The sequence below is a fragment of the Acidovorax sp. LjRoot204 genome, assembly GCF_056175785.1.
On the sequence record NZ_JBGFFF010000009.1, the window covers coordinates 38772 to 50705 of the forward strand.

At 68.8% G+C, this 11934-nt stretch carries 8 protein-coding genes; 2 read left to right on the forward strand and 6 right to left on the reverse strand.

Annotation, left to right across the window (positions count from 1 at the left end; genetic code table 11):
• Positions 1–90 precede the first annotated feature (90 nt).
• Entirely contained in the window at positions 91–900 is an 810-nt protein-coding gene (locus AC04MI_RS03565; RefSeq protein ID WP_476497099.1) for an IclR family transcriptional regulator, read from the forward strand.
• Positions 901–912: 12 nt separating this feature from the next.
• Here AC04MI_RS03565 and AC04MI_RS03570 read toward each other — a convergent pair whose 3' ends face one another.
• The 6 genes from AC04MI_RS03570 to AC04MI_RS03595 form a co-directional block, all read right to left on the reverse strand.
• Entirely contained in the window at positions 913–2235 is a 1323-nt protein-coding gene (locus AC04MI_RS03570; protein WP_476497100.1) for an O-acetylhomoserine aminocarboxypropyltransferase/cysteine synthase family protein, read from the reverse strand.
• Between the two features lie 104 nt (positions 2236–2339).
• A complete protein-coding gene (locus AC04MI_RS03575) occupies positions 2340–2855 on the reverse strand; it encodes a CoA-binding protein (RefSeq protein ID WP_108498850.1) in 516 nt (171 codons plus the stop codon).
• Between the two features lie 52 nt (positions 2856–2907).
• A complete protein-coding gene (locus AC04MI_RS03580) occupies positions 2908–3522 on the reverse strand; it encodes a thioredoxin family protein (protein ID WP_436076958.1) in 615 nt (204 codons plus the stop codon).
• Between the two features lie 60 nt (positions 3523–3582).
• On the reverse strand, positions 3583–5835 hold the full coding sequence (locus tag AC04MI_RS03585; protein WP_436076959.1) for a protein-disulfide reductase DsbD family protein: 2253 nt from the start codon (positions 5833–5835) through the stop codon (positions 3583–3585).
• Between the two features lie 241 nt (positions 5836–6076).
• Complete coding sequence (locus tag AC04MI_RS03590; RefSeq protein ID WP_436076960.1) at positions 6077–9922, reverse strand: DUF748 domain-containing protein; 3846 nt, start codon at positions 9920–9922, stop codon at positions 6077–6079.
• A gap of 307 nt (positions 9923–10229) precedes the next feature.
• Positions 10230–10982 carry an alanyl-tRNA editing protein gene (locus AC04MI_RS03595; protein ID WP_288853677.1) on the reverse strand — a complete coding sequence of 251 codons (753 nt, stop codon included), beginning with the start codon at positions 10980–10982 and terminating at the stop codon, positions 10230–10232.
• 64 nt (positions 10983–11046) lie between these two features.
• Between AC04MI_RS03595 and AC04MI_RS03600 the strand changes: the two genes are divergently transcribed.
• Positions 11047–11898, forward strand: coding sequence for a creatininase family protein (locus AC04MI_RS03600; protein ID WP_436076961.1), 852 nt, complete (start codon positions 11047–11049; stop codon positions 11896–11898).
• The last annotated feature ends 36 nt before the right edge of the window (positions 11899–11934 follow it).

The following is an 11934-nucleotide window of genomic DNA, read 5'->3' on the forward strand; positions in this document are numbered from 1 at the left end:
TTAGGCAAGAAATTCGTTCATGTCTAACGCATTTGTTTAGGTGTAAACCAGAAGGGCGGATGTGTGCTGCGCTGCGTGGACAATCGCCCCATGCCCACCACGACCCCCGACCTGCCCCCCGCCGACGACGAAGACACGCCCCGCAGCCCGCGCGGCATCCAGAGCGTGGAGGTGGGCGGCCAGCTGCTGAAGGTGCTGGCGCGCACCGGCCGGCGCATGGCGCTCAAGGACCTGGCCCGCGCGGCGGACATGACGGCCGCCAAGGCCCACCCCTACCTGGTGAGCTTTGGCAAGCTGGGCCTGATCGAGCAGGACGCCGTGAGCGGCCATTACGGCCTGGGCCCCTTGGCCATGCAGCTCGGCCTCATCAGCCTGCAGCAGGTGGACCCGGTGCGCCTGGCCATTGCCGAGCTGCCCGCGCTGGCCCAGCGCATCGGCTACACCGTGTCGGCCTCGGTCTGGGGCGACAGTGGCCCCACCATCATTCGTGTGGAGGAAGGCCCCACCGCCGTGTATGTGGCCATGCGCCACGGCACCACGGCCTCGGTGCGGCACACGGCCACGGGCAAGGTGTTTGCGGCCTTTGGGTCGCGCGAACGCGCTGCGGCTGCGCTGGCGGCCGAAGGGTTTGCGGGCGCACTGGACGAGCCTGCCTTTGCGGCCGAGCTGGAGGCTGTGCGCCAGCACCAGATCAGCGAGGTGACGGACCAGCTCCTGCCCGGCATCAGCGCGCTGGCCACGCCGGTGTTTGATGGGTTCGGGCAGCTGGTGCTGTGCATCGCCGTGATCGGTCCCAGCGCCACGCTGCAGACCGGGCCCGCCAGCCCGGCGGCGCAACATCTGCGCGAGGCGGCGCGGAGTTTGTCGCAGCGCCTGGGGGCGCCGGTCGGCCCCGCGTAGCCCGTGGGGCGATCAGCCCGCTGCGCGCCCCAGCGCCTGGTCAATGTCCCACAGGATGTCGTCCAGGTCTTCAATCCCCACCGACAGCCGCACCATGTCCGCGCTCACGCCCGCGCGGGTCAGCTCTTCTTCACTGAGCTGGCGGTGGGTAGTCGATGCAGGGTGTATCACCAGTGTCTTCGCGTCGCCGATGTTGGCGAGGTGACTCAGGAACTCGCAGGCGTCGATGAACTTCTCGCCCGCCGCCGCGCCGCCCTTCACGCCAAACGTGAGAATGCCCGAGGCGCCCGGCGCGCCATCCACCGCGCGGAACTGCTTTCGCGCCAGGTCGTAGTACGGCGAATCCGCCAGGCCCGGGTAGTTGACCCACGCCACTTGCGGATGGCTCTGCAGAAACTTCGCCACGGCCAGCGCATTGCGGCAGTGCTCGCGCATGCGCAGGTGCAGGGTTTCGGCGCCCTGCAGCAGCTGCCATGCGTTCATGGGCGAGAGCACGCCGCCGAAGGTGCGGTTGACCTCCATGCGCGCCTTCATGGTGTAGCCAAAGTCGCCAAAGGTCTCGTAGAACTTCACGCCGTGGTACGCACGGCTGGGCTCCACCATCTCGGGGAATTTGCCGTTGTCCCATGGGAACTTGCCGCCTTCCACCACCACACCACCCATGGTCGTGCCGTGGCCGCCGATGTACTTGGTGGCGCTGTGCACCACGATGTCGGCGCCCAGCTGCAAGGGGTTGCACAGGTAGGGGCTGGCCACCGTGTTGTCGATGATGAGCGGCACGCCATGCGCATGCGCCACCCCGGCCACGGCGGCGATGTCGAGCACGTTGACCAGCGGGTTGCCGATGGTCTCGCCGTACACGGCGCGGGTGTTCGGGCGCATGGCGCGTGCAAAGTTCTCGGGGTCGGCCGGGTCCACGAATGTGGTCTCGATGCCCAGGCGAGAGAAGCCCACTCCCAGCTGCCCCACCGTGCCGCCGTAGAGCGTGCTGGCCGCCACGATATGGTCGCCGGTTTTGAGGATGGCCAGCAGCGCCGCCATCTGCGCGGCCATGCCGCTGGCGCAGGCCAGGGCCGCGCGGCCGTTTTCGAGGCTGGCGACGCGCTCCTCCAACACCGCCACCGTGGGATTGCTGATGCGGCTGTAGACGTTGCCAAAGGTCTGCAGGTTGAACAGGCTGCTCGCGTGCTCGGCGTTGTCAAACACAAAGCTGGTCGTCTGGTGGATGGGTGTGGCGCGTGCGCCGGTCACCGGGTCGGGTTGGGCCCCGGCGTGGATGGCGCGGGTGCCAAAGCCGAAGTGGCGGTCGGCACCGTTGGATGTGGGCTCGGTCATGGCGGTGGCGCAGCCTGCAGTGCTGCGCAGGGGGTTGGGTGAAGGGATTTGAAAGAAATCGGCCGCAAGCGATAGTGCAATATGCGCTGGCAGCTATCAATTTGCTAGTAAGGCAGCTGCCGCAAGCGCTTGGCGCTGATCACGCGCGTGTTCACGCCCATCCAGCCCAGGCCGCCAAACAGCCGCGCGTGTTCAATCTTCACGCAGCGGTTTTGAATGACTTGCAGGCCCGCCGCCTCGGCGCGCAGGCCTGCGGACTCGTTGAACACGCCCAGCTGCAGCCACAGGCACTGTGCGCCGATGGCGACGGCCTCATCGGCCAGTGGCGGGATGTCCTCGCTCTTGCGAAAGCAGTCCACCATGTCGATCTTCTGGCCTTGCGCTGCCAGCGCTGCGGCCGCATCGGTCACGCTGGCGTAGGCCGCCTCGCCCAAAATCTGCCCGCCCTCACGCGCCACCAGCGGGTTGACCGGCACGATGCGGTAGCCATGCGCCTGCATGTACTTGGCGGCAAAGTAGCTGGGGCGGTGCCACTGCGGCGAAAGGCCCACCACCGCAATGGTGCGGCAGGCGGTGAGCAGGTGGCGCAGGGTGCTGATGGTGTCGGGGGTGTGGAGCATGCAAGCAGTGTACGCATGCCCCGGGACCGTGGACCAGCGTCACCGCATCCGGTCAGGCCGGCGACTTGTACTTGATGCTGCACCCATACGGCGCCGTCGTCGCCGCCGAGATCGGCTTGCCCGCCAGCGCTTCGCCCAGCCCCACCTTCACGTAGTTGGTGGCCTTCTCGATGTCGGCCGGGCGGGCCGAGGGAATGCTGTCGATGCCGCCCGCGTAGATGAGCTGGCCCTGCGGGTTGACGATGTACAAGTGCGGCGTGGTGCGCGCCCCGTAGCTCTTGCCAACGGTGCCTTCCTCGTCCATCAGCACAGCGGTGGGGGTGGCCTTGCGCTCCTGCTTCCAGGCCATCAGCTTGGCGGGCTCCAGGTAGTCGCTGCTGGCTTTTTCGGTGGAGTTGATGGACAGCCACACCACGCCTTTGCCGGTGGCGTCTTTTTGCGTGGCGGGCATGTTGCCGCTGTCGTAGTGCTTGCGCACAAAGGGGCAGCCGGGGTTGGTCCATTCCAGCACCACGTGTTTGCCCTTGAAGTCCGACAGGCGCACGGTCTTGCCGTTGGTGTCCTTGAGCGTGAAGTCAGGCGCGGGCTGGCCCACGGTGGCGGCGGCCTGGGCGCCCAGGGCAACCAGGGCGGCGGTGGCGATCAACGTACGGCGAAGCAGCTTCATGGCGGGGTCTCCTGAAGGGTTGGCAGGTGGTCGAAAGCGGAAAGGTGGGCTGGAAGCGATCTACAGCTGGGCGATGGTGGCGCGCACCTCGTCCACGCTGAGCACCTCGGTCAGCACCACCGGCGGTTTGCCGGGGCGGTAGAACACGTACACCGGCACGCCGCTGCGGCCCAGCGACGCCAGGGCGGCGGTGATGGCGGGGTCGCGGCGCGTCCAGTCGGCACGCAGCAGGGCCACGTTCTTGGTTTGCAGGTCGGCGACCACGTTGGCATCCGCCAACGTGGTCTTCTTGTTGTATTGGCAGGTCACGCACCAGGCGGCGGTGAAGTCCACAAACACGGGGCGGCCACCGGCCACGATCTGCTCGGCCGCGCCGGGTGCCCAGGGCTGCCAGCCGGTGGTGGAGACCTGCGGTGACGACGTGGCCGCCTGCGCGGCAGGCATGTTGGTGACGTGCGGCGCAAAGGCCCAGACCAGCAAGGCCATGGCCGCGATGGACACCGTGGCCATCCACACCCGCGCCCGCCCGGCCAGCGACAGGGCCCACACCACCAGCGACAGGCCCACCAGCAGGATCAGCAGCGCACCGGCGCCGTCGATGCCGCTTTGCTGGCCCAGCACCCACACCAGCCAGACCACGGTGGCCAGCATGGGGAAGGCCATGAGCTTGCGGAAGGTGTCCATCCACGCGCCGGGGCGGGGCAGGGCGCGCGCCACGGCGGGCACAAAGCTGGCTGCCAGGTACGGCAGCGCCAGCCCCAGCCCCAGCGCCGCAAACACGGCCAGCGCCTGGGGCGCGGGCAGCGTGGCGGTCAGGCCCAGGGATGCGCCCATGAACGGCGCCGTGCACGGCGAGGCCACGGCCACGGCCAGCACACCGGTGAGGAAGCTGTCGGCCACCGGGTGGCGGGCCTGCAGGCTGGCCATCGAGGACGGCAGGAAATGCCCGAACTCGAACACGCCCGCGAGGTTCAGCGAGATCAGCGTGAACAGCGCCGCCAGCGATGCCACCACAGCGGGCGATTGCAGCTGAAATCCCCAGCCCACCGCCTCGCCCGCCGCGCGCAGGCCCAGCATGAGGGCGCCCAGGGCGATGAACGACAGCACCACGCCCGCTGTGTAGGCGATGCCGCTGATGCGGTGGGCGCGCCGGTCTTGCGCATGCTGTGTGAAGCCCACCACCTTGATCGCCAGCACCGGAAACACGCAGGGCATGAGGTTGAGGATGAGGCCCCCGAGCAAGGCGCCCAGCAGCGCGGCCGTGAGGGTGAGGGACGAGGCGCCGGAGGCTGCGGCAGGCGTTGCCGAGCCGCCAGCCTGCGCCGCATTGGCTTTGAGCGCGGCCTCCAGCGCGGGCGACACGCTGGCCACCGATGCGCCCTGCGGCCAGGTGCCCAGCACCTTCAGTTCGGCGCGGTAGCCGGTGCGGGTGTCGGGGCCGGTGCCGTGGCCCGGGGCCGCCTGCTCGGCCAGCACCACGGGCATCAGGCTGGGGCTGGCGCTGCGCTGGGCCGACAGGGGAATTTGCGCGGTCCACACGCTGCCGTTCCAGCTCTGCTTCCAGCTCGCCGCGTTGTCGATGACCTCGGCGGTTTCGGGGAACAGGTCCAGTGTCTTGCCACGCAGCGCCACGGGCAAGCCCTGCACGCTGACGTTCAGCAGGTTGCCGTCCGCAATCTGCGCCTGGCTGTCGGGCACGATGCCGTTGGTGCCTGCCACCACGGCGCGGGGATGGGCCTTGGCGGCCGCCTCAAAGGCAGCACTGCTCAGTGCCGTGGTGCTCTGGATGGGAAGCTGCAGCGTGAATTCACCTTCTTCGGGAATGCACTCCTTGCGGCACACCAGCCACGAGGCGCGCAGCTTGATGGTGGCATCCTTGGCCAGCGGGCCGGGGGCATAGGTGCTGGCCACGGTGACGGGCACGGGCAGCAGCACCGTGCCTTCATAGCCATAGTTGGCCAGCGTGCCGATGGGGATCTTCTTGGGCAGGGGCCAGGCAATCTCGCCCGCATCCAGGCCGGCGGGCAGCGTCCAGGCCAGGTCGGTGGGCAGGCCGGAGTCGCCAGGGTTCTTCCAGTAGGTGTGCCACTCGGGCTGGTGGGTGATCGAGAGGCCCAGCCACAGCGGCTGGCCGGGCGCCACGCCCTGGGGCGCATGGGCCAGCAGCTCGGCCCGCACATAGGGCGTGGTGACCACGCTGGTGCCCTGTCCGCTGGTTTTGGTGCCCAATTGGGCGCTAGCGCTAGTCCATAAAGCGCTGGCAGCTATAAAAAAGAGAGTGGCTGCGAGGCGGTGGAACAGGCGTGAAGGCATGGTGCAGTGTGGGAGCGGGCGGGGCGGGATTGGTTCCGGCGCTGCCGCCGTTTCGATTCTCGATCCACCATTGTGCTTGGAGCCGTCCATGTCCGTGGAAACGGGCGCGGCCAGTACCAGGGCCCCCGCGCAAGGGCCGCCCCGCCGCGAAAGCGGCGTATCCAGCCTTTTGCGCTGGGGGCGTCCCCCTCCCGCGTAGCGAGAGAGGGGAAGGCGCCGTAGGCGACTCAGGGGGTGTTGCTCACTGTGTCGCCAGGCTCAATTCCGCACGCGGTGTCCACTTTTCTGCTTGTTTGCCCGCTTTGGGTGCCGCGACAAACAGCCGCTCCACCGGCAGCTTTTGCGACACCAGGTACGCGCGGATCGCCTGGCCGCGCTGCGTGGCCAGGTCGGCGGCCATGGCCTCGGTGGCGGGCTGGTTGGCCAGCAGCAGGGCTTCCATCTCGGGCACGGTGAGGTCCTTGGCCAGGCCGACCAGGTTGCGCGGCTTGGGCATGTCGGCGCGGCGGTACACCTCCTTGAGCAGGGCGGGGTATTCGGCGGCCGATACGGGGGCGGTATCGCCGGGGCTGGCGCGGCGCTTTTCGGCCAGCACCCGTTGTTGCAGGCTTTCGCGCTGCAGGCCTTCGCGCTCGTCCTGCAGGCTGGCCATGCCGGTCACGGTGATCTTGAGCGCGGGGCGGTCGGTCAGGGCCTTGACCACCTTGCCCAGGTTCTGCTCGGCCTCGGGCGTGAGCGTGGCGCTGCCCGGGGCAAAGGGCACGTTGCTCATCTCGTCGCCACCGCCAAACGCGCTGGCCAGCAGGCTGAAGGGCGAGGTCAGCGCCTTGCCGATGAGGTTGACGATGATCTTGAAGATCACGGGGCCGATGCGGAACTGCGGGTCGTTGAGCGAGCCGCTGATGGGCAGGTCCAGGTCGATCACGCCCTGGCGATCGGCCAGCAGGGCCACGGCCAGCTTCACGGGCAGGCTGTTGGGGGCGCCCTCCACGGGCTCGCCAAAGGTCAGCTGGTTGAGCACCAGCCGGTTGCTGGCGGTGAGCTGGCCGTTGGGCAGCACCTTGTAGTTCACATCCACGCTGAGCTTGCCGCGCTCGATGCCGTGGCCCGCGTATTTGACGGAATAGGGCGTGAGCGGGGGGAGCTCCAGGTCGCGCACCTTGCCCACGATGTCGAGGGCCAGCGGTTTGGCCAGCGGGTTGAGCTTGCCGGTGACTTCGAGCGATGCCGAGCCCTCGGCGCGGCCGCGCAGCTCCAGGTCGGCCAGCACGGGCTCGCCGCCCGAGGCTTCGGACGAGAACGCGCTGAGCTTGCCAGTCAGCTCCGTCAGGTCGGCCGAGTAGTTGGGCTTGATGAAAAAGTCCGAGAACAGCACCTTGCCGTTGACCAGGCTCACGGGGCCAAAGACCACCACTGGGGCCAGCGGGTCGGCCTGGGCCACCGCCGCAGGGGCAGGGGCGGTGGGCGTTGCCGATGCGGTTGAGGCGGGGGCTGATGCCGTGGGGGCGGCCGTGCTGGCTGCGGCGCTGGCCGCATTGGCCGCTCGTGCCTCGGCCGGGGTCTTGGCAATGTCGCTCAGGTTGATGCGGCCGGCCTCGTTGATGGTGACCCGGGCAAAAAAGTCCACCAGGCTGGTCTCCTTGACCTCCACGCGCGGCGCGGTGCCGGGGGCGGTGGCCACGGCCAGGCCGCGCAGGTTCAGGCTTTTCCAGGCCAGCAGTTCCTCACCCACCTGGGCCTCGGTCTTGGGGGTGAAGGCGGCGGTGCTGTTGGCCTGCAGGTCTTCCAGCACGGCATCACCGCTCAGACGCAGGCTGACTCCTTTGTCGGTCTGCGCCAGGGCCACCTGGCCCCGGTAGCCCACGTCGGCGCGCAGCAGTTCTACCGACAGCTGGCTGGCCAGGTAGCCGTCCAGTGCGTGCAGCGGCAGGCGGGTGGCGTCGAGCTTGCCCTGGGTGGTCAGCGGCTGCAGGGCCAGCGTGCCCTGGTAGTCGAGCTTGCCCGGCGCGGCCTTGCTGCCCTTGCCCGGTGCGGCGGCGCGGGCGGTGAGCATGAAGGCTTCGGGCTTGCTGCCGTCGCTGGCCAGGTTGCGGGCGGTGATGCCCAGGGCCGTCACGTCCAGCGCCACGGGGCGCGGCTGGGCGTTGTCGGCCAGCGAGACGGTGCCGCCCTGCAGCGAGAAATCGGCCACGCGCAGCTTCCAGGGCGTGGCGTTGCTGGCGGGGGCTGGGTCAGCGGCTGCAGTGGCGCTGCCTTGCGCGGCGGGGGCGGCCTTCTGCGATTTCAGCCAGCGTTCAAACATCCAGCTGCCATCTGCACCGCGCTCCACCGCCAGTTGCGGCTGGCTGATGGCCAGGCGCTCCAGCGTGGCGGTGCGTGCGTCCAGGGGCACTTCGGCGCCTGCAATCTCCAGCTTACCCAGGCTGGCCAAGGTGGTCTTGCCCTGCTTGACGGCGAGCTGCTCCAGCGCCAGGGGGCCTGCCTTGAGGGTGACGCCGGTGGCGCCCGCCTGCGCGGCCTGTGGCGCGGGCGCTTGCCACGCCACAGCCACATCGCCACTGAGCTGGCCGGTCACCGTGGGCTCCAGCGCCTGGGCCAGGTAGGGCGCGGCCAGTTGCAGGGCCAGGGCGTTCAGGGTGGCGTTGACCTGGGCCTTCTGGTCCGTGGCTTCGCCGGTGAAGCTGAGTGTGCTGCCCTGCAGGTTGAGCCCGCCTTTGAAGCTGAAGGGCTTGGCGTTGTCCTTGGCAAAGGGCAGGGCGACGTCGGCCGCATCCAGCGTGATGTCGGTGGCCTGCAGGGCGGCAGCGGGGCGCGTGGTGGCGTCGGCCCAGCGCAGGGTGCCCCCGCGCACGGCTGCGGTGGCGACTTCCACCGCCCAGGCGGGGGCGGCTGCCTTGGCCTTGGCTTTGCCTGTGGAGGCGGGGGACGCTGGGGCGGATGCCGCGCTGGCCGGTGGCGAAGCGGCAGTGTCCGCTGAGGCGGATGTCGCAGGTGTGGCGGGCTTGCCCTTGGCGGGCGTGGAAGGCTGCGCTGGCGGGGTGGGCGTTGCCAGTTGCGCCAGGTTGATCTGACCGCTGGCGTCGCGGGTGGCAGTCACCACGGGCGCCGTCAGCTCCACATGCTGCAGGCGCACCACCTGGTCCAGCGGGCGCACATCGGCCATGTCGATCTTCAGGCGCTCGTAGCTCAGCAGGTCGGCGCCCTGGCGGTCGGCCATGCGCACACCGCTGGCCTGCACGGTGCCGGTCAGCTTCACGGCCATGCGCGGGTGCTGTTCAAAGGCCACCTTCACGTCCGCATCCAGCGTGGCACCCAACACCTTGACGGGCAGGTTGGCCGGCAGGTAGCCCAGGTAGGGTGCGAGGTTCAGGCCATCCAGCCGGATCTGCGCGTCGGCTTTGCCGGTCTGTGCAAACGGCGTGCCCTCGGCGGAGGAGTCAAACCGGCTGCCGTCCAGTGTGAACGCCAGGTGGGGCTCCACCTTCACCTCGCGCTGCGAGGGCAGGGTGCTGATGAACGGCACTTTCAGCGCCAGCGCACGCACCTCGTGGGTCTCGCTGACGGTGTTGTCGATGAAGTCGATGCTGCCGCCGGTGAGCGCCAGGTTGTAAAGCGCCAGGCGCGCGGGGCCGGTGTCTGGCTCGGGCTCGCTCTTGGGCGCGGTGACCTTGGCAATGATGTCGTCCACGTCGTAGCGGCCATCGCCCAGGTGGGTGATGCGCAGCACGGGGTTTTCGATGGTGAAGGCGTCCACCACGGGCGCCAGGCGCAGCAGGGATTGCAGCTCGCCATCGGCATAGATGCGGCCAATGGTCAGCTGTGGGGGCGCACCATTGGCGCCTGCCACGGTCACGTCACGCAGGGCGAATTCCAGGCTCCAGGGCTCAAAGTCGATGCCGCCCACCGTCACGGTGCGCCCCAGTTGCTCGGACGCGATGCGCTCCAGCGGGCCCTTGACCAGTGGCGGAATGGCGAGCCAGGTGATCAGCCACAGGGCGATCAAACCCGCCAGCGCGCGGACGGCGGGGCGGAACCAGCGGTGCTGGCGCAAAGAGGCAAAAGAGACGGAGCGCAGGGAGATCGGCATGGCGGCAGGCAAGGGTGGGCGCCGCAGCCCCGGAACGTTGAGCCGGTCACCGCCGCCCGAGGGCCGGGCGGGTGCTGCGCGCGGGCGCTATTGTCCCCGTTGTCAGCCTGCCTGCGTAAGCCAATGCAACGGGCGGCTGTGGTGGCTCAAGATTGTTGACAGTGAGTGCGGTCGTCCGTGGCTGCGCTCACTGGGCAAAGCCCAGCACACCCTGCGAGTGGTGGCTCAGGACCGTGTCTTTTGGTGCGCACTCACTTGCGCTGCGCACAAGTGAGTGCACCCCAAAGAAAAGCGCTCTTCGCTGCGCTCACTGGGCGAAGCCCAGCACCACCCGGCGGGTGGTGGCGCTTTTCTTTTCAATCTTGGTCACCACGATGGCGCCGATCTCCGACGTGTTGGCCACATGCGTGCCGCCACAGGGCTGCAGGTCGATCGGTGGCGCGTCGGCTTCGCCGCCGATGCGGATGGTGCGGATGCGCCCGGTGCCGCGTGGGGGCTGCACGCTCATGCTTTTGACCAGCGCGGGGTTCGCGTCCAGTTCTTCATCGCTGATCGAGGCCACGGTGAGTGGGTGCGCGGCAGCCACCAGGGTGGCGATGGCGGCGGTCAGCTGCTCCTTGTCCAGCGGGTCGGTCATCGCAAAGTCCAGCCGCGCGTAGTCGGGCGTGATGGAGCAGCCGTTGACCAGCTGCGGCACCACATGGCACAGCAGGTGGCTGGTAGTGTGCAGGCGCATCATGCGGTGGCGGCGCTCCCAGTCGATACGGGCGGTGACAGCCGTGCCAGGCGTGAGCTGCGCCACGCGGTCTTCCTGCCCGGGGGCGGGGATGTGCACGATGTCGCTGGTGGGGTTGCCGTCGGCGTCCTTGCCTTTGCGGGTGTCGGCAATGGTGATCTGTGTGCCGTCTGCCAGCACCAGCACGCCGCTGTCACCGGCCTGGCCGCCGCCCAGGGGGTAGAACACGGTCTGGTCCAGCACGATGCCGGCATCGGTGACAGCGGTGATGTGGGCGCTGCATTCGCGCAGGTAGGCGTCTTGGCGGAAGAGGTCTTGGGTCATGGTGGCATGTTAGCGGTGCCGCTGGCCGTTTCCCAGAGGCCGGCAGCGCCGCTACCATGCACGCATGACTTCTGCCGCCTTGACTCCCTTGCCATCCCGCTTCTGGGCCGACTTGTCCACCCGTGATTTCGCGGCGCTAATGGCCAGAGGGCAGGCTGAACAGGTGGTGGCCGTGCTGCCCGTGGCGGCTGTCGAGCAGCATGGGCCGCACCTGCCCCTGTCGGTCGATGCGACGCTGCTGCAGGGCGTGATCGATGCCGCGCTGCCGCAGCTGCCCGCCGAGTTGCCCGTGCTGTTCCTGCCGCCACAGAACGTGGGCCTGAGCCCGGAGCACATCCGCTTTCCGGGCACGCTCACGCTGTCGCCCGCCACGGTGATTGCGCTGTGGACCGAGATCGGCGAGTGCGTGGCCCGCGCGGGCATCAGGAAGCTGCTGCTGTTCAACGGCCACGGCGGACAGGTGAGCGTGATGGACATCGTGGCGCGTGAGCTGCGCACGCGCTGCGACCTCATTGTCTACAGCGCCAGCTGGTTCAGCCTGCCGCTGCCCGATGCGGTGGCGCGCCAGTTCAGCGCCCAGGAGCACCGCTTTGGCATCCATGCAGGCGACATCGAGACATCGATGATGCTGCACCTGGCGCCCGCCACCGTGCAGATGGCACAGGCGCAAAACTTTCGCTCCACCTCGCAGGACCGGTCGGAGCGCTATGCCATCCTGGGCAACGGCAAAAGCGCCAAGCTGGGCTGGCAGATGCAGGACTACCACCCGGCGGGGGCCGTGGGCAACGCGGCCGCAGCCACGGCCGACAAGGGACAAGCGGTGGTGGACGCTGCAGCGCAGCAACTGGTGGCGCTGCTGCAGGAGCTGCAGGCGCTGCCGCTGTCTACCCTGGCGGATGGTCCCCACTTGCGCTGAACCGGTTTGCTATATTTTTCATAGCTTCCGGCGCAT

Excerpts from the sequence above, each read along its gene's own strand:
- AC04MI_RS03565 (WP_476497099.1), top strand. The coding sequence starts at position 91 with ATGCCCACCACGACCCCCGACCTGCCCCCCGCCGACGACGAAGACACG.
- AC04MI_RS03570 (WP_476497100.1), bottom strand. The coding sequence starts at position 2,235 with ATGACCGAGCCCACATCCAACGGTGCCGACCGCCACTTCGGCTTTGGC.
- AC04MI_RS03575 (WP_108498850.1), bottom strand. The coding sequence starts at position 2,855 with ATGCTCCACACCCCCGACACCATCAGCACCCTGCGCCACCTGCTCACC.
- AC04MI_RS03580 (WP_436076958.1), bottom strand. The coding sequence starts at position 3,522 with ATGAAGCTGCTTCGCCGTACGTTGATCGCCACCGCCGCCCTGGTTGCC.
- AC04MI_RS03585 (WP_436076959.1), bottom strand. The coding sequence starts at position 5,835 with ATGCCTTCACGCCTGTTCCACCGCCTCGCAGCCACTCTCTTTTTTATA.
- AC04MI_RS03590 (WP_436076960.1), bottom strand. The coding sequence starts at position 9,922 with ATGCCGATCTCCCTGCGCTCCGTCTCTTTTGCCTCTTTGCGCCAGCAC.
- AC04MI_RS03595 (WP_288853677.1), bottom strand. The coding sequence starts at position 10,982 with ATGACCCAAGACCTCTTCCGCCAAGACGCCTACCTGCGCGAATGCAGC.
- AC04MI_RS03600 (WP_436076961.1), top strand. The coding sequence starts at position 11,047 with ATGACTTCTGCCGCCTTGACTCCCTTGCCATCCCGCTTCTGGGCCGAC.